Raw genomic sequence first — 22,845 nt, 5'->3', positions numbered from 1 at the left:
GAAGCAGGTGTCAGACCATTGACAAACCCATCAGGTTTGGAAATGGCTCTTTTGGGTTGTAAAACTAACAAGGAAAATCAATTTATTGATTTTCGCCTGATAACACAAAGAGGGAAAAACCACGCTTTTATCCCTCTTTGTCATCAACCAAACACCTGCCGAAGCAGGTGTTTGATTTTGTAGACTTGAAGACGTTGTAGCTTATTCGTCCAAGAAGCTGCGCAGAACTTCTGAGCGGCTAGGGTGACGTAATTTACGCAGCGCTTTGGCTTCAATCTGACGGATACGCTCACGGGTAACATCAAACTGTTTGCCCACTTCCTCTAAGGTGTGGTCAGTATTCATGTCGATACCGAAACGCATACGCAGGACTTTCGCTTCACGCGCGGTTAAGCCAGCCAGAACCTCATGAGTTGCCGAACGTAAGCTTTCTGACGTTGCAGAATCTAGCGGTAACTCTAATGTGGTATCTTCAATGAAATCGCCTAAATGTGAATCTTCATCATCACCGATTGGCGTTTCCATGGAGATTGGCTCTTTTGCAATCTTCAGTACTTTACGGATTTTATCTTCCGGCATTAGCATGCGTTCTGCCAGTTCTTCTGGCGATGGCTCACGGCCCATCTCTTGCAGCATTTGACGAGAGATACGGTTCAGTTTGTTGATTGTCTCAATCATGTGAACCGGAATACGGATAGTACGTGCTTGGTCAGCGATAGAACGGGTGATAGCTTGACGGATCCACCATGTTGCATAAGTTGAGAACTTATAACCACGGCGGTATTCAAACTTATCAACCGCTTTCATCAGACCGATGTTACCTTCTTGAATCAAATCAAGGAACTGCAGACCACGGTTGGTGTATTTCTTCGCGATAGAAATAACCAGACGTAAGTTTGCTTCAACCATCTCTTTCTTCGCACGACGAGCCTTAGCTTCACCGATAGACATACGACGGTTGATGTCTTTAACCTGTTCGATTGTCAGGCCAGTCTCTTCTTCGATTTGACGCAGTCTTTGCAGACAACGCAGAACTTCTTCTTCCACTTCCAGCAGTTTTTCAGACCACGGTTTGTTCATCGCTTTTGCTGCGGTTAACCAAGTCTCGCTAGTTTCGTTGCCACTGAATAAGGTGATGAAGTTCTTCTTAGGCATTTTGCACTGTTCAACACACAGTTTCATGATAGTACGTTCTTGCATACGAACGCGGTCCATCATTTCACGCATGTTGTTGACCAGATAGTCAAACTGCTTAGGTACTAAACGGAACTCTTTGAAAACTTCGGATAATTGCTCGATAGCAGCTACAGTTTTCGCATCGCTACGACCATATTGTTTAATATGGGTGCGAGTTTTTTCATATTGCTCACGAAGATCAGAGAATTTCTGACGTGCTAACTCAGGATCGATGCTGTTATCGTCATCGCTATCGCTGTCATCACTGTCTTCGTCTTCTTCATCTTCTTCGTCTTTATCTAACTCTTCTTGTGGAAGTTCAGAACCTACGTGGGTTGCTGTAGGGGCTAAATCTTCTTCCGCATTTGGGTCAACGAACCCAGTGATGAGGTCAGATAAGCGGCTTTCGCCAGCTTCGACGCGGTCATATTGTTCAAGTAAGTAGGTGATAGCCTCAGGGTATTCAGCAACAGAGCACTGAACCTGATTGATACCATCTTCGATACGTTTTGCGATGTCGATCTCACCTTCACGGGTAAGAAGTTCGACAGTCCCCATTTCACGCATATACATGCGCACTGGGTCAGTTGTACGGCCAATTTCACTTTCAACACTGGACAATACTTGAGCTGCAGCTTCAGCTGCATCTTCATCCGTGTCGGAAGTGTTTTCAGCCAAAATTAAATCATCGGCATCAGGTGCTTCTTCCATGACCTGGATGCCCATGTCATTAATCATCTGGATGATATCTTCAATCTGATCCGAATCGACGATATCTTCCGGCAGATGGTCGTTTACCTCAGCATAGGTTAAATAACCTTGCTCTTTACCCTTGGTGACGAGTAGCTTAAGCTGTGACTGCGGGTTTTGCTCCATAAGACGGTATCCACACTTCTGAGTATTTAAATTGGTGTCGGTCGGCGAAACTAACGGCCAACAAGAACATTTAAAGGGACATTTGACTACGCGCTACGCCCTTTATATTTCGTAGCATTTACAGGCATTTGCCTTGTTATTTGCGGCACTTAAGCCGTTCTGTATACTATTTTTGGATGCTTTAAGTTTTCACTCGTGAAAGAGTGATTAGACGGACTTCTTCGCGCTCTTCAGGTGTCAGCCTTTGTGTTCGTTCTTTCGCTATCAAATAGTCGAAACGCTCATCGAGGGCGCTATTAAATAGATGATTTAGAGCATCTATAAAGGTATTTTCCGCTATTTCCTCTATTTCTATATCGTTCCATGTTGCGAGTTTTTCAAGTTGTTTCGCGAAATTATTATCGCGATAACGTTCTAGCAACTGCCCAGTAGTCATTCCGGGGGTGGAACGGCAAACTTCAACCAATTCCTGAAATAGAGAAAGCCCCGGCATTTGGATATGGGCAATTCCCTCTAGCGAGGGAACAAGCTCCGAAAAGTTCGGATTTTGCACCAACAACGCGATAAGTATGCGCATTGTTGTTGGTTTCAGTTTGGGTGCCTGATAGTTAACTGGCTCAGTACTCTCTCTATCAATCATAGCAAGAACTTGGGAAATATCCGGTATACCAATAAAATTTCCTAGCTCTTGTGCCATATAAAGACGCAGAGTTTCACCCGGTATCTGTTTTATCAATGGGATAGCAAGCTTACTAATTTTTGCTCGACCCTCTTGGGTTTTTAAGTCCACTTGAGGAACTAAAGAGTCAAACAAAAATGTGGAAAGACTTTGCGCATTTTCCATGCGTTGCTCAAAGGCGTCTTTTCCTTCTTTGCGTACCAATGAATCTGGGTCTTCGCCATCAGGCAAAAACATAAAACGGAGTTGGCGACCATCGGTCAGATAAGGAAGGGCGTTTTCAAGTGCACGCCAAGCGGCTTCTCTTCCTGCTCTATCTCCGTCATAACAGCAAATTACCGTGTCTGTTGAGCGATAGAGCAATTGAATATGCTCAGAGGTTGTAGAGGTGCCAAGTGATGCAACCGCATAGCGGATGTCATACTGTGCGAGTGCTACAACGTCCATATAGCCTTCAACAACAAGTAATTTTGCAAGCTCACTACTATTTTGTGTGGCTTCATAAAGGCCGAAAAGTTGGCGACCTTTATGGAATATATCGGTTTCTGGGGAGTTTAAATATTTCGGCACCCCATCGCCTAACACCCGTCCACCAAATGCAATTACGCGACCGCGACGATCGCGAATCGGGAACATGACTCGCTCTCTAAAGCGGTCATAAACGCGACCATTATCATTAGTGACCAGCATGCCTGCTTCATCAAGTTGTTGGCGGCTTTCTGGGGTCACAGCAAATTTCTTGAGAAGGTTGTCCCAGCCTACGGGCGCAAAACCAATCGAAAAATGCGAGATAATATCTGCACTTAAACCACGTTGGCTTAAATAATCTTTAGCTTTATTGGCCGATGGATGATTTAAGGCAGCGCAGTAAAACTGATTTATTTTTTCCATCAATTGGTACAAATTTTGACGCTGATGGAGTTCAATTTGGCTGGTTCCGGTTCCTTTTTCGTATGGAACATCCAGACCGTGTAATGCGGATAACTCTTCTATCGCTTCGACAAAATCTAATTTGTCGTAATTCATCAAAAAATCGATGGCGTTACCATGGGCACCACAACCAAAACAATAGTAAAACTGCCTCTCACCATTAACAGTAAATGATGGTGTTTTTTCGTTATGAAAAGGACAGCAAGCGTGATGGTTCTTACCCTGTTTTTTTAACGGGACTTTTGCATCGACTAAATCAATGATATCGGTACGAGCGAGTAAGTCATTGATAAATGAACGCGGAATTCGTCCAGCCATAAGCCTCTTTTTCGCCTGTTGATGAACGATAATAAGCCGCGCTTCCGTTAGGAAAGCACGGCCTTTAACTGCTAACTACTTACTTATCTGTATTGGCTGCGATAAAAATCGCAATCAAATTAGTACAGACGAGTACGGCGTGCGTTTTCGCGAGCCAGTTTTTTAGCGTGACGCTTTACAGCTGATGCTTTAGCGCGTTTACGTTCAGTCGTTGGTTTTTCATAGAATTCACGACGACGAACTTCTGCTAAAACTCCTGCTTTTTCACAAGAACGTTTGAAACGACGCAGTGCTACGTCGAATGGCTCGTTTTCACGTACTTTAATTACCGGCATGTGCCTCTCACCTCAATAGAAATCGGTTTGTTGCTGGTTTTGGTTCACCAGCCTTCATTTAAAATGGTGCGGAATTTTACTTCAATGAGTACGGGTTTGTAAAGTGCCGTATAAAATTGAATCACGCAAGATCACCTGTTTCACCTCAACTTTATTCAATAAAGTGAGAAAAACCAGATAATAATGAGAGTTTGCCACACGAAATTTTTATTACAGGGGTCTGATTATAGACTATACAACTTGGAAAGTCAGCCTTTTGCTGGGATTAATTGTGGGGTTTCATGACATTTTATTGCGCAATGACGCAAATTTAGGCGCGATGACACAAATTTAGTGGTAAACTTGCCCCCATGCAACAAACAAGGGTAGTGCAATGCGTGTTTTAGGTATCGAAACATCTTGCGATGAAACCGGAATCGCAATCTATGATGATAAACTGGGTCTACTCGCGAACCAGTTATACAGCCAAATTAAAGTTCATGCTGATTACGGTGGCGTCGTACCCGAATTAGCCTCTCGTGATCATATCCGCAAAACAGTACCGCTAATTCAAGCGGCGCTCAAAGAAGCCAATTTAACCCGTGAAGATATCGATGCCGTTGCGTACACCGCAGGCCCTGGTTTAGTGGGCGCATTGATGGTGGGAGCGACAGTGGGTCGTGCGCTGGCGTTTGCGTGGGATGTACCTGCAGTTGCTGTGCATCATATGGAAGGGCATTTACTTGCCCCGATGTTGGAAGAAAAAAGCCCTGAGTTCCCGTTTGTGGCGCTGTTAGTTTCTGGTGGTCATACCCAGCTAATTAGCGTGACGGGCATTGGTGAATACGAACTTCTTGGCGAATCCATCGATGATGCGGCAGGCGAAGCATTTGATAAAACGGCTAAATTACTTGGTTTAGATTATCCAGGTGGACCTGTGTTGTCTCGTATGGCGCAGCAAGGCGTTGCTGGGCGTTTTGTTTTTCCTCGCCCGATGACTGACCGTCCGGGGTTAGATTTTAGTTTTTCTGGTTTGAAAACTTTTGCAGCAAATACGATTCGCGATAACCCGGATGATCCTCAAACCCGCGCTGATATCGCCCGTGCTTTCGAAGATGCGGTTGTGGATACTCTTGCCATTAAATGTAAGCGTGCGCTTGAGCAAACTGGATTTAAACGTTTAGTGATGGCTGGTGGCGTGAGTGCTAACCGTACTTTACGCGCCAAAATGGAAGAAGTTTTAAAGCAGCGTGGCGGTGAAGCATTTTATGCACGCCCTGAGTTTTGTACCGACAATGGCGCAATGATTGCACTAGCTGGCTTAATTCGCTTAAAAGGCGGAGCAAATGCAGATTTAGGCGTGACCGTTCGCCCTCGTTGGCCTCTTGCAGAGTTGCCACCGTTAGATGAAAGTGCTGTTAAATAATTAATTTATTATGTTTTGAACATAATAAAAAAGGGGGCTAGCGTATTGCGTTAGCCCCTTTTTTTATTGTAAAACGAGCTTAATGTATAACGTTTTTAGTGCAAGACAGTCACTGCATCTTCTAAGCGAATGGAACGATCTTTAACGTGATTCGCAGTCTCGGTGCTCTGCTCAACGAGTAAGCTGCTTTGTTGAGTGATAGACTCCAATTCACTGACGGCTTGTGTGATATCGGAAATCCCAGAAGCTTGCTCCGTAGTGGCATGGCTAATATGGGTAATTAGCTGCGTTACGTTCTGCACTTGATCCACAATCTCTTTCATTGTGTTCCCCGCCGTGTAGACTTGGTCTTTACCAGAACTCACTTTCTTTTCACAGTTATTGATAAGCTCGCGAATATCGTTCACTGCACTAGCACTGCGGCTAGCTAAGCTACGAACTTCATTGGCGACGACGGCAAAACCTTTGCCTTGTTCACCCGCTCTAGCAGCTTCCACGGCGGCATTTAGCGCCAAGATATTGGTTTGGAATGCGATATCTTTAATCACATCGGTGATCGAATTGATTTTACTGGTGCTGTGTACTATTTCATCCATAGTGATGACCACTGCATCCATCATCGCACCGCCATTCACCGCTGTTTCACTTGTTTCATTGGAGAGCATATCGGCTTTGTGGGTGTTGTCCGCATTCATCTTAACGGAGACCGCCATTTGGTTCATGGTGGCGGCGGTTTGTTGCATATAGCCTACGGTACGTTGTGTATGGCTATCGAGTTCACCGCAATCACTCACTAACGATTGGCTGCCTTTACGAACGTTATCCACTTGCTCGGATACATCGTTAATCAGCCAACGACACACTAAGCCAAGCTGGCCAATGGAGCGCAGGATCTGCCCAATTTCATCAACACGGCTCATGTGATCAATGCTATTACGGTTACCCCGCGCGACGCTGAGTGCCTGAGACATAATATTTTCGAGCGGCTTAGCAAAACTACGCTCTAACATCACATTACCGAGTAGTAGGGTTATCAAGGTGAATAAGCTGGCCAGTAACAGTGCATTTCCAGATAGACCCGATAAACCCGCCATCGCCATCCACAAGACAAGTAAGCTGCTGGAAATTAAACGGCAACGCCAGCGAACAGACAGGGTTGAAAGTGAGAATCGACGGCGTTTGGGCAGCACGATCCCCTTATAAATTCGGCGATTGCTGCGATTTTCGACTAAGGCTTTATACAGCGGCTCAACCGCGGCGATTTCCTCTCGGGTGGCGCGTAGGCGAATAGACATATAACCGGTGATGACACCTTTTCGTTGCATGGGGATGATATTGGCACGAACCCAGTAATGGTCGCCATTTTTACGGCGGTTTTTGACGATCCCTGTCCACGGTTCTCCCATTTTTAAGGTACGCCACATATCCGCAAAGGCGGCTTTGGGCATATCAGGATGACGAATAATCCTGTGAGGCTGTCCCATTAATTCATCGAGATCATACCCACTGACCTGCACAAAAAAATCATTAGCGTGAATAATATTCCCTTGAAGGTCGCTTGTAGTCATCAAGGTGATATCTTCATCTAAGATATGCTCATTTTGGGTTACATATGGAGTTCTGCTCATTTTATATTCACTTTTATAGTTAAGTTTTCCTTTATATAGTCGACAATTTTTAATTATTCATTAGTAATAAATTTGCAATATTTTAACTATTTTTTAAAAGTGTGCGCTGCGTTATGAATAAGTGTAAATACGTATCAATATTGGTGATGTGAGTGTGAGTCAATGCAGTAAAAAATAGGGAAAGTTTTTGATGGTATAGAAGGATGTGATTGAACAAGAAGTGAAGATAATAGAAATAAAAAAAGGCTGAAATTCAGCCCTTATTGCTTATCAAAGTAATGATTTATTAGAGGCATGATTCGTGAAGGATGTTAATCGTCGTTGTCGTCACGTTGCTCTTGAGCTATCTCTTTGGTGGTTTTTCGCTTTTTATTTTTCAATTTTTGCCAAATTCGGCTTTCTTGCCCGCGCCATAGACGCTGAATATTGCCATGATGGCGAACAAGCACCAAGCACGACAGCATGGCAACCGGGAAGGTGAATTCAGGCTTAAACCACCACACATAAAATGGTGCCAGTAGTGCGCTGACAATCGCCCCAAGGGATGAGTAGCCACTGAGCAATACGGTGAGCAGCCAAGTACCGGCCACCAGCCCTGAAAGATCCCAGCCAATTGCTGCGATGGATCCAAATGCGGTTGCAACGCCTTTTCCACCTTTAAAGTGGAAGAAAACCGGATAAATATGCCCAAGGCAGGCTGCAATCGCGACCAAGCCAAGATAGAATGGTTGCACATTTAAATAATAAGCAAGCCATACAGGGATCATCCCTTTCAGTACGTCACAGATCAGTACTGAAGCAGCGGCGGCTTTGCCACCGACGCGTAAGACGTTAGTTGCACCGGGGTTACCAGAGCCGTGTTGACGAGGGTCGGGTAATCTTGCCAGACGGCAGATCAAAATAGCACTCGATATTGATCCGCAAAGATAGGCGAAGATTATCATGCCAAGCGCGATAGCACTCATAACTAACTCCAAAAACGGTTTAGGCTATTTATATGTAATTCACTTCAGTCTTGGATAATACGCATATTTTTCCTGAAGTGGTATCAATTCAGCACATAAACGAGAAAATGACGTGATGGATATCGTATTTATTGAACAATTATCAGTCATCACCACCATTGGTGTATATGACTGGGAACAAGGTATTGAACAAAAACTTTTGCTCGATATCGAAATGGGATGGGACAATAAACAGGCCGCGATGAGCGATAATGTTGAATTATGTTTGAATTATGCCGATGTCAGCGAACGCATTGTTAGCTATTTAGAACAGAACAAGTTTGGATTAGTTGAGCGAGTTGCAGAAGAAGTGGCTCAACTTCTGATGAATGAATTTTTAACGCCTTGGGTACGTATCCGTGTATCTAAGCCGGGCGCAGTAGCCCGTGCAGCCAATATGGGCGTGCTGATTGAACGTGGTACAAAAACCAGTTAATGGGGATTGTCTCGTGGATGTTGGCGGTCTATGTGCCGCCAATATTTTCAGCTATTTTAAATCATCACGGTTTGTATTTTCAGCCACTCTTCAACAGCTTGAATACGCTGCTTAGTCAGTTCCTCTCGGATTTGTGCGCCTTGGAAGCCTTGCTCAATAATCGATTTTACCGCAACCGCTTTGGCTATCTCATAGGACTGGCGTAAAAATATTCCTTGAGGATAAGCTTGGTTTTCTAATCCTCCGCGACCTCTGGCATCAGCTTCACTCACTAAACTAAGCTGAAAAATACGCTCAGGTTTACGCCAGCTATCTAATCCATCAAAGATCCCCACAATATCGGCAGCGCTGAGTTTGTTAATCACATGGATCATATCGTGATATTTTGCAGCAAGGCAGGCGAGATCTTTGGTGCTGGTAGGGATCTTATACCGCTCACACATGTCGATGATCAGGGGGATCCCTGCTTCTCCATGCTGCGGATGACTTGGCCAGACCGCTTTAGGTGTAAGCCCTTTACCTAGGTCATGGCATAACGCAGCAAAACGCACATCAATATCTTTCGATAATATTGCCACCACGCGCATTACCATCAAAATATGGATCCCAGTATCCACTTCTGGATGCCATTTCTCAGGAGCTGGTACGCCGAATAAGTTATCAATTTCAGGGAATAGGACGGCAAGTGCGCCACATTCACGTAAAACTTCAAAGTAAACTTGAGGTGAATTGGACATCAGTGCTTTGTGCGTTTCCGTCCAGACGCGCTCAGGGGTGAGATGGGATAGCTCTCCAGATTCCGACATGGATTGCATCAGTGTCATGGTTTCTGGGGCAATTCGAAAGCCTTGGTTATAATAGCGAGCGGCAAAACGCGCGACACGCAATACGCGCAATGGGTCTTCCAAAAAAGCATCAGAGACATGGCGCAGAACGCGATTTTTGAGATCACGTACACCATGATGGGGGTCGACCAATTCCCCTGTATCACTTTGTGCGATGGCGTTGATGGTTAAATCTCGGCGCAGTAAGTCATCCTCGATGGTGACGTCTGGCGCGCTATAACAGCTAAACCCAGTGTAGCCAGAACCAATTTTTCGTTCAGTTCTGGCAAGGGCATACTCTTCGTGAGTCTTCGGATGCAAAAAGACCGGAAAATCCTTTCCTACCTGCTGAAAGCCTTGGGCTAGCATTGCCTCTGGCGTGGTACCCACCACCACATAATCTCTATCTGAGATGGGTAACCCAAGTAATTTGTCACGTACCGCTCCACCGACGAGATAGACTTTCATTTAGGCTCTCTTACATCCAACCATCATTACGTTTTTTACGGCGTGGAATAATGTGAGGGAGAAGTAACCCTAAAATTAAGCCAGCACCCGCCACGCCACCACCATACATAAACCACTGTAAAATTAACTCACGGCGGCGGTCATCCAGATTCACTTCAGCAATGTCTAACTTTTTACCTGCTTTGATGAGTTCGTTTTTCAGTTTTTCATTTTCCGCTTTGAGCTGACGCACTTCGCTATCATTATCAGCCACTTTTTGCTGCATGTCTGCGGTGCGGGTATTCCAAGTATTATCAATGTTATCTAACTGTTGACGAAGCTTTTGATTTTCAGCTTCTAACTGCGGAATTCGGCTCTTCGTACTTGGGATGTCGCTGAGCTGATCCGTTGGTAACCAAACGGTGCGACCTTTGCTATCTTTAATCTGAGCAAATTTATTATCCACTGAAATTAGTTCAACGGATTCACCTGCGTTTAGCGAGCCAACAATGCGGTAGTTGGTGCCCGGACCACTACGGACATAAGTCGATAAATCTTCAGAAACGTAGCGTGTTTCAGCGTTTGCTGTGATTGAAAGGCCTAACCCCATGATTGAAACAAGTAAAAGTGGAATTTTTCGCATAGTGTTTTTATCTTTTCACGGTGAATGAGTGTCGTATTAATTAAATACTAATAAGTAAAGCCTATTGGTGCAAACGTTAAAGCATAGAGTTGTGTAAATGTTGAATGAGAATGAGAACCTTCCTAAGTCACTGGATAATACAATTTTTAAGCATGTTATTGAAACAACCCTCTAAGGGAATTTATGTTTGTAGAATTTTTGGTTTCCGTGCGGTTTCTTTTCTCTGCTTTCAGGGATTGGGGTAATATGGATGCAGTAAAATTATTAAATAAGGAAATGTATGAACCACATAGAAGTTGAACTCAAGTTAGCGGCTCAGAGTTCTGCTATTGATGCTGTTCGCCAGTGTATTTCGACGCTTTCGCCACAACATTCTGCTCCTCGCAAGCTGACTAATATCTATTTTGATACGGCGCAAAGACAACTACGCCAATGGGATATGGGGTTGCGTATTCGGGGTTGTGATGGTCGTTATGAGATGACGATGAAAACGGCTGGGCAAGTGATTAGCGGATTACACCAGCGCCCAGAGTTCAACGTGGAGATTGATTCCCCTGAAATCAATCTCGCGGCATTTCCAGCTGAAATCTGGCCAGAAGGAACGGATATCGCGCAACTTGAGGATGAGTTGGAAGTTCTGTTTAGTACCAATTTCACTCGCGAAACATGGTTAGTGAAATTCGAAGATAGTGAAATTGAAATTGTTTTCGACCAAGGGGAAGTCTCTGCGGGTGCGAAAGACTTACCGATTCAAGAATTTGAACTGGAACTAAAACAAGGCTTTGTGGCGGATGTATTGAATTTAGCGAAGAAATTCGCGGATATCGATGGTCTGAATCTATCCTCCCTGAGTAAAGCGGCGCGAGGCTACTCATTATTGGCGAGTGAGCCAGTACTTTTAGTGCGTCCTGAATCGGTGTTTGATTATGAAGAACAACCGATTGAGAAGTCTCTGTTGCACATGCAGCAACTTTGCCAGCAGCATGAACAGTATTGGCTAGCGGATGGTGAGCATGCACGTCATGGGCTCAGCGAGTTCTTACGCTTTGTTCAGGCTTTCTTAGTACATTACCAAAACTCTGCGCCGCATTTTGTTCACGATCTCCCTCTGGAACAATTACGTTTGGATGTGACTGATGAAACGGTCAGTGCAGAAGGCTTTTGTTACAGTAGCCAATGGCTAAAATGCAAACTAGCCTTTATTCAGTGGTTAACCGCCTTAACATATACTGATGTCGAATAGGTACTGAATCTATGCCGCTTTCTTCCGAGCTTTTGCAGAACCAACACCAACGTATTATTCAGCAGTTTACGGAGCAATCTTCTGAGTTGCTTCCGCTAAATGAATCTGAACTGAATTTTCTCGCATTCAGTGATTTTGTGTTGAAACAGGTTCTCGCTCATTCCCGATTTTTACAGCATATCCGAACACTGCCGCCGGTAGGCGATGAATGGACTCGCTATGGGGAATGGCTGGAGGAAGCGCTAGCATCGGTGACTGATGAAGATCATTTGATGCAGGTTTTACGCACTTTTCGTCATCATATGTTAGTACGTATTGCTTGGATGCAAACCTTAGAATTATGTGCTCAGCGCGATACTATTGTGCAACTGAGTGAACTGGCTGAGGTATTGATTGTTGCAGCTCGTGATTGGCTATACAAAACCTACTGCCTCTTGTGGGGAACGCCGTGTGATCGTGCTGGAAACCCGCAGCCACTATTAGTGCTTGGGATGGGTAAACTGGGTGGCAGAGAGTTAAATTTCTCTTCTGACATCGACCTGATTTTTGCTTATCCCGAAAATGGGGTTACTCAAGGTGGGCGTAAAGAGCTGGATAACGCGCAGTTTTTTACGCGCCTAGGGCAGAAGCTTATCCGCGTTCTTGACCAAGTCACCATTCATGGTTTTGTGTACCGCGTTGATATGCGTTTACGCCCATTTGGCGATAGCGGCCCATTGGTCTTCAGTTTTTCTGCTTTGGAAGATTACTACCAAGAACAGGGGCGAGACTGGGAACGCTATGCCATGGTCAAAGCCCGAATCATGGGGCCTGACAGCGTTCATTATGCGGATACTTTGCGTAAATTATTACGCCCGTTTGTCTATCGTCGTTATATAGATTTCAGTGTCATCCAATCCTTACGTAATATGAAAAACATGATTGAGCGAGAAGTTCGCCGCCGTGGATTGGTCAACAACATCAAATTAGGCGCGGGAGGCATTCGTGAAATTGAGTTTATTTCCCAAGTTTTTCAGTTGATCAGAGGCGGGCGAGAACCTGCATTACAGTCACAGTCTTTATTTACCGCATTACAAGGCATTGAAGAGCTTGCATTATTACCTGAACAGCAAGTTACTCAACTGCAAGACAGCTATATCTTCCTGCGTCGGTTAGAGAATTTACTGCAAAGTATCGATGACCAACAAACCCAAACATTACCCGATGATGCTTTAAATCAGGCGCGTTTAGCGTGGGGAATGGGATTTGCGAATTGGACTGATTTTTATCAGCAATTGAGTGCGAAAATGGCAATAGTACACCAAATTTTCGCAGAACAAATCGGTAGCGATGACGAGGAAGACCAAGTGGAAGAGTGCCATGAAGCGTACATTACGCTATGGCAAAGCGAGCTTTCCAAAGAGGAGCTGGCAAGTTATTTACCATCAAAAGATGAACTCGTCGCAGAAAAAATGATCCATGGAATTAGCCTGTTCCGCCATGATCTTAATAAGCGCACTATCGGCCCTCGTGGTCGTGATGTTCTTGATGAATTAATGCCAAAATTGTTGGCAAAAGTCGGCGAGCGCGAAGATGCTGGGCGAGTGATTGAACGCATCACGCCATTACTGCTGAGCATTGTTAGCCGAACAACTTATTTAGAGTTGATGCTCGAATTTGACGAAGTACTGACTCACGTTATTCGCTTATGCGCGGCTTCACCAATGATTGCCGAGCAGTTAGCCCGTCACCCACTTTTGTTGGATGAATTACTCGATCCGCAATCCTTGTATCAGCCATTACCACTCACCGCCTATCGCGATGAATTACGCCAATATTTAATGCGCGTGCCTGAAGATGACGAAGAGCAGTTGTTAGAAGCGCTCCGCCAATTTAAACAGGCACAATTATTACGCATTGCCGCCGAAGATATTTCGGGAGTGCTCCCTGTGATGAAAGTGAGTGACCACTTAACGTATTTGGCTGAAGCGATTATTGATGCCGTGGTGCACCAAGCATGGCAAATGATGGTCAAGCGCTATGGAGAGCCGGATCACTTAGCTAAGTTTGATGAAGATAAGTTCGATGAAAAACAGTACGGATTCGCGGTACTGGGGTATGGTAAATTAGGCGGCTGGGAGTTGGGTTATAGCTCAGATTTGGATTTGGTTTTTCTGTTTGACTGCCCGATGAATGCGGTGACAACAGGGGATCGTTCCATCGAAGCTCGTCAATTTTATCTGCGTGTTGCGCAGCGTATTATTCATCTTTTTAGCACCCGAACGGCTTCAGGGGTATTGTACGACGTGGATGCGCGCCTAAGGCCTTCCGGTGAATCGGGCATGTTGGTCAGCACAATTCAATCTTTCGATGATTACCAAAAAAATGATGCGTGGACATGGGAGCATCAAGCGCTGATCCGCGCTCGCATGGTGTTTGGTGACAGTTCGCTGCAACAAAAATTCACGCAAATTCGTCATGAAACCTTATGTCTGCCGAGAGAGCCAGATGTGCTGCGTGAGCAGGTGCGGGATATGCGCCTGAAAATGCATCGGCATTTGGGAAGCCATCAGGAAAATGAGTTTGATTTAAAAGCTGATCCGGGCGGGATCACTGATGTTGAATTTATTGCTCAATATTTAGTGCTGCGTTTTGCTATTGATAATCCAGCGCTGACTCGCTGGTCAGATAACGTGCGTATTTTTGAGCTAATGGCGCAGTATGATTTTATGCCAGAAGACGAAGCGTATGGTTTAACGCAGGCGTATGTCACGATGCGTAACGAGCTACATCACTTAGCGCTACAATCTTTACCGAGTCGCGTGGACAGTCAACAATTTTCAGCTCAACGCGCCTTAGTGCTTGCCAGCTGGAAAAAATGGCTTGAGTAATTGATTAGCTAGCAAATTATTTAGGCGATATTGCGCAGTATGCTAGTATTAGCGGCAATTAATTTCAGATTTTCTTTTCATAACTGGAGTGCGGGATGAAAGTAACCCTTCCTGATTATAAGCAAGCAGGTGTATTGGTTGTTGGTGATGTCATGTTAGACCGCTACTGGCATGGACCTACGAATCGTATTTCACCTGAAGCGCCGGTTCCGGTTGTTAAAGTGACCATGGTGGAAGAGCGCCCAGGTGGCGCTGCAAACGTGGCAATGAACATTGCGTCACTGGGCGCAAATTCTCGCTTAGTGGGTTTAACGGGGATTGATGACGCGGCAAAAGCGCTGACTGAGAACCTGAATGGCGTGAATGTACGCTGTGATTTTGTGGCCATTCCAACGCACCCAACCATTACTAAGTTACGTGTTTTATCCCGTAACCAGCAGCTGATCCGCCTCGATTTCGAAGAAGGGTTCGAAAATGTGGATGCACAGCCAATGCTAGAGCGCATCGAACAAGCTCTGCCACATATTGGGGCATTGGTGCTGTCTGACTATGCGAAAGGTGCATTAACCGAAGTTGAGAAGATGATTGCGCTGGCGAATAAAGCGGGCGTACCTGTTCTTATCGACCCGAAAGGCAACAATTTCGAACGTTATCGTGGAGCAACCCTGTTAACGCCAAATATGTCTGAATTTGAAGCGATTGTGGGTCGTTGCAAAGATAATAAAGATGTTGAAGAAAAAGGGATGCAGCTCCTTGAGTCTTTAGAGTTATCAGCGCTATTGATTACTCGTTCAGAGCAAGGCATGAGCTTGATCCGCCGTAATGAGGCACCTCTACATTTACCGACTGAAGCACAGGAAGTCTTTGATGTGACAGGGGCTGGTGATACGGTGATTGGCGTATTGGCGGCATCAATTGCATCAGGTCGTCCATTGCATGAAGCTTGTGCATTAGCGAATGCAGCGGCGGGTGTTGTGGTTGGCAAATTAGGGACTTCAACAGTTTCACCTATCGAATTAGAAAATGCGATCCGTGGTCGCGCAGAGAATGGTTTCGGCGTAATGACCGAAAGCCAGCTTAAGCAAGCCGTAGCCGATGCGCGTGCTCGCGGTGAGCGCGTGGTGATGACCAATGGCTGTTTCGATATTCTGCATGCAGGACATGTTTCGTATCTGGCAAATGCACGTAAATTGGGTGATCGCCTGATTGTTGCGGTAAACAGTGATGCATCGACTCGTCGCTTGAAAGGCGAAACTCGCCCAGTTAATCCATTAGACCAACGTATGATTGTGTTGGGCGCATTGGGTGCCGTGGATTGGGTTGTGCCATTCGAGGAAGATACACCGCAGCGTTTGATCTCAGAAATTCTGCCTGACATCTTAGTAAAAGGTGGGGATTATCAACCAGATGAGATTGCTGGTAGCAAGGAAGTGTGGGCTGCTGGTGGGCAAGTGATGGTTTTGAATTTCGAAGATGGTATTTCAACCACCAATATCATCAAAAATATTATGAAAACCAAATAATTAAATTTTAATTGGTTTTAGCAAAAGCCTAGCTTTTTGTCTGCATTTAAATGCGTACAGAAGTTAGGCTTTTTTGTTTGTGAATCAATCTTCTTGTTTTTCTTCAATCACTTTTTCATCTGAAAAACGGGCTTCAAGTGCGCTAACGCGCTGCTCCATTTTCATCAGTTTTTCGCGAGTGCGCAGCAAAACTTGTGTTTGAATATCAAACTCTTCACGGCTGACTAAATCTAATTTGCCAAGCTGAGATTGCAGCAGTGAACGAAGCTTTTTATCAAAGTCTTCACCTAAGTCACGCACGCCTTTTGGTAATGCACCTTGAATTTGGCGGGCAACTTGTTCAATTTTTTTCGGATCGAGCATTCGCGGGTCCTTCAGTTTCAATATAAATAATGTGGGGTAGTGTAATACCTGCGGCGTTATGAATAAACCACCTTCTAACATTATTATAAAAACCCAGCCTTTCATCTTGTTTTTATTGGCGAAAAGTGTGAGTAAGTTTCCAGTTTATCGTTTGTTCGTTGCACCATTGAATTATTGGAGTTATATTAATTGCGTAATCTCAGGGCGGGGTGAAAGTCCCCACCGGCGGTAACATGCATCGCGCATGAAGCCCGCGAGCGCTTTGTTATCTTTGGCATTATTGTCATGGATAGGAAAGGTCAGCAGATCCAGTGTGAATCTGGAGCCGACGGTCATAGTCCGGATGGGAGAGAATCACTGTATCTGCATGTTTGTACCTTTTAGGTGCAACATTGTTCTACATATTGAATGGCGAAACGGCTGTTAAGTCGTTGTGTTTATTCATTTCTCGTACTCCTAAGACTGCCCTGGTTCTGGTAACTCAAATATTGTTAATTTAAGAAGGTTTTTACCATGAATCAGACGCTACTTTCCGAATTCGGTAATCCTACCGAGCGTGTTGAAAATGCAATTGAAGCCCTGCGCCAAGGCAAAGGTATCTTAGTTCTCGATGATGAAGATCGTGAGAATGAAGGTGACTTAGTGTTTGCAGCAGAAACCATGACCACAGAGCAAATGGCAATGACCATTCGCTATAGCAGCGGCATTGTGTGCCTGTGTATTACGGAAGAACGCCGTAAGCAGCTTGATATTTCGATGATGGTGGAAAAAAACACCAGCCAAAACCAAACGGGTTTTACGGTCACTATCGAAGCGGCAAAAGGCGTGACGACAGGCGTTTCTGCGGCTGACCGTATCACGACAATTAAAACCGCAATTGCGGATAACGCAGTACCTGCGGATATTAACCGTCCAGGTCACGTATTCCCTCTGCGCGCTCGTGAGGGTGGTGTATTAACTCGCCGTGGTCATACCGAAGCGACAATTGATTTAGCTGTACTGGCAGGTTTCAAACCCGCTGGAGTACTGTGTGAGTTAACCAATGATGATGGCAGCATGGCGCGTGCGCCAGATGTGGTGAAGTTTGCTCGCGAGCACAATATGACCGTTGTGACTATCGAAGACTTAGTTAACTATCGCCTTCAGTTGGAAAAAAAAGCCAGCTAATTTGCTAGGTTTTTAAAACGTTTTGCATACAGAGTCATCGGCCACAAAGTTGCACACCTTTGTGGCCTATTCAAATTTTTTGATGATCATTCTCATAATTCCCCCACTGTGTTTTTTCTAAAAAAGGGTATGCTGATATTCATTATCCTTTTAGTGGAATTGAGGTCATCATGTCGACAAATAACCAACACTTAACCCATCGAATGCCTGCGGTATTTATCGGTCATGGTAGCCCGATGAACGCGATTAACCATAATTCGTATACTGAAGCATGGGAAAAACTGGGTAAAACCTTGCCTAGACCGCGTGCGATTTTAGTGATCTCAGCACATTGGTATACCCGTGGAACGGCTATCACCGCGATGGTTAAACCGAAAACTATCCATGATTTTGGTGGTTTCCCTGAAGCTTTATACCAAATTGAATATCCAGCACCGGGCTCTCCAGAACTGGCTAAACAGGTAGCTGAATTATTGTCTCCAGAGCCAATTTATCAAGATAAAGAGGAGTGGGGACTTGATCACGGTACATGGGAAATTTTAGTCCGTATGTATCCTCAAGCGGATATCCCTGTGGTTCAGCTCAGTATTGATGGTACGAAGCCAGCTGCTTGGCATTATGAGTTGGGTAAAAAGCTGGCGGTATTACGAGATGAAGGGGTATTGATTATGGGCAGCGGTAACGTGGTTCATAATTTAAGAGCAATGGATTGGCAAAATGCAAATGCAGTGCCTTATCCTTGGGCGACCTCTTTTGAGCAGTTTGTGTATGACAATTTACGCAGTCACGAGCAGCCGCATCCACTCACTAAAGGGTTAGATCGTGAAGATGGTAAGTTATCGAACCCATCACCGGAACACTTTTTACCTATCTTGCCTATTTTAGGAACTTGGGATGGTGAAGAAGGGATAAGTACGCCTGTAGAGGGCATTGTTTCCGCATCGCTGAGCATGTTGTCAGTGCAAATCGGTTAATACTTTCAAATTGGTTAATACTTAAAACAGAAAATAAGAAAGCGGCACGAAATAGTTCGTTGCCGCTTTCTTTTTGTCAGATACCCTGTTTTTATCAAACTACGAAATACTAGTCGATAATGATATGGGGGTAGAAACGAGATAAATCCTGAGTAATCAGCTCTTTATCTTCGCGAATACAGATGCCCGCAGGTTGGTCGTTAACTAACCAGCTTCCCACTAATGTATAGCTGCCTTCAAATTTTGGCAGTGAGTGGAATTGCTGGATAATCATCCCTTCTTCACCATAAGGGCCATCCGCAGAGGCGATTTCTTTGCCATTTTCGATGACACGAATATTCGCACCTTCACGAGAAAATAGCGGTTTAATCACATAGCTTTCAAGCTCTGGTTTATTACCATCCGCAAAGTAGGCTGGTAACAAGTTTGGATGGTCAGGGAACATTTCCCATAACATTGGTAGCAACGCCTTGTTGGAAATAATGCTTTTCCATGCAGGCTCTAACCAACGTACACCCGCATCTTGCAGCTTGGTTGAGAAAATTTCTCTGAGCATAAATTCCCATGGATACAGTTTGAACAGGTTACTAATGACCTGATCTTGTGTATCGGTGAATTCACCTTTTTCACCCAGCCCGATTTCATCCATATACAGGAATTCGGTCGCTACGCCAGCTTCATTCGCACAGTCTTGCAGATATTGTACTGTACCACGATCTTCTTCGGTATCTTGGCAACAAGCCATATGTAGCAAGCGGAAACCGTATTGATCTTTAAGCTCACCAAAACGTTCAATCAGTTGCTCTTGAATGCTGTTAAACTGGTCAGCATTTTCTGGCAGTTTTCCAGCCTCGATTTGATCTTCTAACCAAATCCATTGGAAGAACGCTGATTCATACAGTGACGTTGGTGTATCTGCATTATTTTCCAGTAACTTAGGTGGATTGACACCATCGTAAGCTAAGTCGAGACGGGAATATAATGAAGGTTGCTCACTTTTCCACGAACTACGGACAAATTCCCAACAATGTTTAGGAATTTGAAAGCGAGCGAGTAACTCATCGCTTTCAACAACGCGCTCAACCACTTTTAAGCACATTTGGTGAATTTCAGAGGTAGCTTCTTCAATTTCTTCAACTTGCGCTAGCGTGAATTGGTAATAGGCATCTTCAGACCAGTACGGTTCGCCGTACATAGTGTGGAAGTGAAAACCAAACTCATCCGCTTTTTCACGCCAGTTAGGGCGCTCTACAATAGGAACACGTTTCATTACTTATCAACCACCCATTGAACGGGAAGAGGATGAGCTAGATTTCGCGGACGAAGATGAACGTTGTGCTGTCGCTTGTTTGTTGACTGTATCACCGAAGCCGCCACGAGTAATGGTAGAGGTGGTGGCTGGTTTTGGTGCCATAGCGGTTTTTGGTACGCTCATTGAACGACCGCCAGCAACGGCTGGACCATAACTTTTACCCGTCGAATCAACAAATTTACCATTTGCTGGGCTTGCTGGGTTTTTAGAGCTAAACAATGGTTGAGATGGCGCACCACCGCCCATCATACGGCCCATCATGTAGCCCATCATTAATGGCATCCACATGCTACCACTGCTTTGTGGTTGAGCTGCTGGCTCGCCGGCTGCTGGTGTGCTTGTACCTGCAATGCCTGCCTGAGCTGGTGCCTGAGTACACATTGCTTCACCAAATTCCGCTACACAATCTTCTTGAGTTGCGTATTTTGGAGCCGTTTTAGCGGCCTCATTCAATGCGTTGTTATACGCAAGGGTGCATTGCTCTGCTTGAGATGGATTTGCTTGGCTACAGTCTTGCGCGTTAGTGTACAGAGATACGGTTTCATCGCTCTCTTCACACGCAGACAGCATAAATACAGCACTGACCGCAACAGCGACAGGGGCTAAACGGTATGAGCGCCAAGACTTACGGAAGGCGTTCTGATTAATATTTTTGGTACGCTTCATGGTCATGGTAATTACCTTGAATGAATAATAAGTAAGAGGTTCGAGATGTTGCCCTTAGAATAGGGGATATAGGATAAAAATTAAAGTACAAATGCTGCACAAATAATGGGAAATGATGGATTTAGCGAAATTGATTCCATTTTTACATGTTGTTGGTGAAATCTAATACCGAGTAATTCCTATTTTTCTTTGATATCAATAAATTAATTATGATGATTTTTTGACTATGGTTGCAATTAACCTTAGTCAGAATTGACTGAATTTTAAGAATTAGGTGAACAAATAATACGGTAAGTTATTCATTATTTAGAGAACAGACAAATTCGCGTTATTTCAAAATAAGCGCTTGGGTGATAGAGCTAAAAAAATAGCCCGCCATTTGAGCGAGCTATTTTCATCGACTAAATTAAATGATTATTTAATTTTTGGTGCAGTCGAGTTGCGAATAATGCTGTCAGGTGAAGTTTGGATCTCTTTACCTAAGCTGGCATTTAAACGAGCAATATCATCTTCGTTTAACGTACCACGTGCAAATTCGATATTCAGTTGGTTGATCATATAATCGTAACGGGCGTTAGACAGGTTTTGCTTCGCTTGATACAGCGCAGTTGTTGCTGTTAACACATCAACGATGGTACGAGTTCCCACTTGGTAGCCAGCTTCCATTGCATCTAATGAGCTTTGCGCTGAAACAACAACTTGTTTATAAGCGTTGATGCTACTGATTGATGATGTCACGTTGTTATACGATGAACGAACTAATTGGATTACGTTACGGTAAACGCTTTCCAGTTGTTCGCTAGCACTTTGGAAACCATATTGAGCTTGTTCAACTTGTGAACTTACTGCTCCGCCAGAATATAAAGGCAGGCTTAATGTTAAGCCAATACTGTTTTGACCATTGTAGCTGTTATTTGCGCCACCAGAACGATCATAACCACTACCATGCTGGTAAGAGTTTGCAACGCTAGTGGATGCATCTAGGCCTACGGTCGGCATATGGCCAGTTTCCGCTAAACGGATGTTTTCACGAGAAACGTCTTGCGCTAAACGGGCACTCAGTAAGCTCAGGTTACGCTGTTCAGCTTCTTTTAAGATAGACTCAACATCTTCTGGATTAGCAGTTTTGAAACGGTCAATATTTAAAGAAGCTAACTGGCTATAGTAAACACCGCTGACTTGGCGAAGTTTTTCAACCGCGTTAACTAAATCATTGCGACCAGCGACTTCTTGTGCAATCACGCTATCGTAATTTGCACGGGCGTTTTGTACGTCAGTGATTGCGACTAAGCCGACGTTAAAACGTTGTGTTGTTTGGTCTAACTGGCGGTAAACCGCTTCTTTGTTGGCTTGGATGTAAGATAACGCATCAATGGCTTTCAATACGTTAAAATAAGCCGTTGCGGTATCTAAAATAAGCTGTTGCTGGCTTGTCTGATAGGTAACATCAGAAATTCCTGCGGTTTTTTCTTGAAGATCCAACTGACGCCATTTTGACATGTCAAACACAGTCTGGGTCAATTTTAATGACGCATTAAGACCCGTGCTTTCGGTGTTGCTTGCATCACGGTAACCGCTGCCATAGGTTGCTCCAGCGCCTAAACCTAATTGCGGTAACAGCGGGCTACGTGCTTCGTTGATTTTCTCAAAAGCCTGATTACGCTCAGCAAATGACTTTCTGAGTTCCGGGTTACTGTCTTTGGATTTTTGGTAAACCTGAAGTAAATCTTCTGCGTAACTATTAGCACTGAGACCCACAAAACTCATCGCAATAAAAAGGGGAAGCAGTTTCTTCATTTTGATTCCTTGATTAAACAGCAAATTATATGGAGCCTGTTGTCTAAAACTTATCATGTTAAGGACGATGATAGGCTGTTGGAACTCTGAAAAGAGAGACCGTTCTCAAAACAGACCCTATTGTTGCTCATAAATTTGAATAATGGCGCACATTGTAACAGAGGTGTGGCACGGAAAACGGTAGCCTTTTGTGCCATTTAGTCTCAATTTGTTTAAACATTACCTCATC

18 protein-coding genes and 1 riboswitch are annotated in these 22,845 nt (G+C 44.5%); of the genes, 7 read left to right on the top strand and 11 right to left on the bottom strand.

The window, feature by feature from the left end; translation table 11 throughout:
- Nucleotides 1-201 precede the first annotated feature (201 nt).
- The 3 genes from rpoD to rpsU all read right to left on the bottom strand — a co-directional run bounded on the left by rpoD (nucleotide 202) and on the right by rpsU (nucleotide 4,314).
- A complete protein-coding gene (rpoD, locus tag LDO73_RS14460; RefSeq protein WP_224058916.1) occupies nucleotides 202-2,052 on the bottom strand; it encodes an RNA polymerase sigma factor RpoD in 1,851 nt (616 codons plus the stop codon).
- A 181-nt stretch (nucleotides 2,053-2,233) separates the two neighbouring features.
- Entirely contained in the window at nucleotides 2,234-3,979 is a 1,746-nt protein-coding gene (dnaG, locus tag LDO73_RS14455) for a DNA primase (protein ID WP_224058914.1), read from the bottom strand.
- 119 nt (nucleotides 3,980-4,098) lie between these two features.
- Nucleotides 4,099-4,314, bottom strand: a complete 216-nt coding sequence (gene rpsU / locus LDO73_RS14450) for a 30S ribosomal protein S21 (RefSeq protein ID WP_001144069.1) — start codon at nucleotides 4,312-4,314, stop codon at nucleotides 4,099-4,101.
- A gap of 373 nt (nucleotides 4,315-4,687) precedes the next feature.
- Between rpsU and tsaD the strand changes: the two genes are divergently transcribed.
- Nucleotides 4,688-5,719, top strand: a complete 1,032-nt coding sequence (gene tsaD / locus LDO73_RS14445) for a tRNA (adenosine(37)-N6)-threonylcarbamoyltransferase complex transferase subunit TsaD (RefSeq protein ID WP_224058912.1) — start codon at nucleotides 4,688-4,690, stop codon at nucleotides 5,717-5,719.
- A gap of 95 nt (nucleotides 5,720-5,814) precedes the next feature.
- Here tsaD and LDO73_RS14440 read toward each other — a convergent pair whose 3' ends face one another.
- Nucleotides 5,815-7,347: a methyl-accepting chemotaxis protein gene (locus LDO73_RS14440; RefSeq protein ID WP_224058910.1), complete on the bottom strand. Its 1,533-nt coding sequence runs from the start codon at nucleotides 7,345-7,347 to the stop codon at nucleotides 5,815-5,817.
- A 311-nt stretch (nucleotides 7,348-7,658) separates the two neighbouring features.
- Nucleotides 7,659-8,312, bottom strand: a complete 654-nt coding sequence (plsY, locus tag LDO73_RS14435) for a glycerol-3-phosphate 1-O-acyltransferase PlsY (RefSeq protein WP_224058908.1) — start codon at nucleotides 8,310-8,312, stop codon at nucleotides 7,659-7,661.
- A 115-nt stretch (nucleotides 8,313-8,427) separates the two neighbouring features.
- Between plsY and folB the strand changes: the two genes are divergently transcribed.
- A complete protein-coding gene (gene folB / locus LDO73_RS14430) occupies nucleotides 8,428-8,787 on the top strand; it encodes a bifunctional dihydroneopterin aldolase/7,8-dihydroneopterin epimerase (protein WP_224061193.1) in 360 nt (119 codons plus the stop codon).
- A 56-nt stretch (nucleotides 8,788-8,843) separates the two neighbouring features.
- Here the strand turns inward: folB and LDO73_RS14425 are convergent, their stop codons facing one another.
- Nucleotides 8,844-10,079 (bottom strand): multifunctional CCA addition/repair protein, encoded by a 1,236-nt coding sequence (locus LDO73_RS14425; protein WP_224058901.1) that lies wholly within the window; start codon nucleotides 10,077-10,079, stop codon nucleotides 8,844-8,846.
- A gap of 10 nt (nucleotides 10,080-10,089) precedes the next feature.
- Nucleotides 10,090-10,701, bottom strand: coding sequence for a TIGR04211 family SH3 domain-containing protein (locus tag LDO73_RS14420; protein WP_224058899.1), 612 nt, complete (start codon nucleotides 10,699-10,701; stop codon nucleotides 10,090-10,092).
- Between the two features lie 280 nt (nucleotides 10,702-10,981).
- Here LDO73_RS14420 and LDO73_RS14415 point away from each other — a divergent pair, with 280 nt between their 5' ends.
- The 3 genes from LDO73_RS14415 to hldE all read left to right on the top strand — a co-directional run bounded on the left by LDO73_RS14415 (nucleotide 10,982) and on the right by hldE (nucleotide 16,337).
- Complete coding sequence (locus LDO73_RS14415) at nucleotides 10,982-11,944, top strand: inorganic triphosphatase (protein WP_224058897.1); 963 nt, start codon at nucleotides 10,982-10,984, stop codon at nucleotides 11,942-11,944.
- 11 nt (nucleotides 11,945-11,955) lie between these two features.
- The gene (gene glnE, locus LDO73_RS14410) at nucleotides 11,956-14,814 is read left to right on the top strand and encodes a bifunctional [glutamate--ammonia ligase]-adenylyl-L-tyrosine phosphorylase/[glutamate--ammonia-ligase] adenylyltransferase (protein WP_224058895.1); all 2,859 of its coding nucleotides are present in this window, start codon (nucleotides 11,956-11,958) and stop codon (nucleotides 14,812-14,814) included.
- A gap of 95 nt (nucleotides 14,815-14,909) precedes the next feature.
- Nucleotides 14,910-16,337, top strand: a complete 1,428-nt coding sequence (hldE, locus tag LDO73_RS14405) for a bifunctional D-glycero-beta-D-manno-heptose-7-phosphate kinase/D-glycero-beta-D-manno-heptose 1-phosphate adenylyltransferase HldE (protein ID WP_036956264.1) — start codon at nucleotides 14,910-14,912, stop codon at nucleotides 16,335-16,337.
- Between the two features lie 84 nt (nucleotides 16,338-16,421).
- Here the strand turns inward: hldE and ubiK are convergent, their stop codons facing one another.
- On the bottom strand, nucleotides 16,422-16,700 hold the full coding sequence (gene ubiK / locus LDO73_RS14400; protein WP_006662951.1) for a ubiquinone biosynthesis accessory factor UbiK: 279 nt from the start codon (nucleotides 16,698-16,700) through the stop codon (nucleotides 16,422-16,424).
- A gap of 191 nt (nucleotides 16,701-16,891) precedes the next feature.
- A riboswitch (FMN riboswitch) is annotated at nucleotides 16,892-17,059 on the top strand.
- A 154-nt stretch (nucleotides 17,060-17,213) separates the two neighbouring features.
- Between ubiK and ribB the strand changes: the two genes are divergently transcribed.
- Nucleotides 17,214-17,867: a 3,4-dihydroxy-2-butanone-4-phosphate synthase gene (ribB, locus tag LDO73_RS14395; protein WP_224058894.1), complete on the top strand. Its 654-nt coding sequence runs from the start codon at nucleotides 17,214-17,216 to the stop codon at nucleotides 17,865-17,867.
- A gap of 170 nt (nucleotides 17,868-18,037) precedes the next feature.
- Nucleotides 18,038-18,841, top strand: coding sequence for a 4,5-DOPA dioxygenase extradiol (gene ygiD, locus LDO73_RS14390; protein WP_224058893.1), 804 nt, complete (start codon nucleotides 18,038-18,040; stop codon nucleotides 18,839-18,841).
- Nucleotides 18,842-18,950: 109 nt separating this feature from the next.
- On the opposite strand, the gene LDO73_RS14385 is transcribed toward ygiD, so the two are convergent.
- The 3 genes from LDO73_RS14385 to tolC all read right to left on the bottom strand — a co-directional run bounded on the left by LDO73_RS14385 (nucleotide 18,951) and on the right by tolC (nucleotide 22,616).
- The gene (locus LDO73_RS14385; RefSeq protein WP_224058892.1) at nucleotides 18,951-20,111 is read right to left on the bottom strand and encodes a glutathionylspermidine synthase family protein; all 1,161 of its coding nucleotides are present in this window, start codon (nucleotides 20,109-20,111) and stop codon (nucleotides 18,951-18,953) included.
- 6 nt (nucleotides 20,112-20,117) lie between these two features.
- Complete coding sequence (locus LDO73_RS14380; protein WP_224058891.1) at nucleotides 20,118-20,825, bottom strand: DUF1190 family protein; 708 nt, start codon at nucleotides 20,823-20,825, stop codon at nucleotides 20,118-20,120.
- 408 nt (nucleotides 20,826-21,233) lie between these two features.
- Nucleotides 21,234-22,616 carry an outer membrane channel protein TolC gene (gene tolC / locus LDO73_RS14375; protein ID WP_224058890.1) on the bottom strand — a complete coding sequence of 461 codons (1,383 nt, stop codon included), beginning with the start codon at nucleotides 22,614-22,616 and terminating at the stop codon, nucleotides 21,234-21,236.
- Between the last annotated feature and the right edge of the window lie 229 nt (nucleotides 22,617-22,845).

It is taken from the genome of Providencia alcalifaciens, assembly GCF_915403165.1.
Lineage (GTDB): Bacteria > Pseudomonadota > Gammaproteobacteria > Enterobacterales > Enterobacteriaceae > Providencia > Providencia alcalifaciens_C.
Note: the sequence above shows the minus strand (reverse complement) of the source record. Positions and strands in the feature narration are given on the sequence as shown.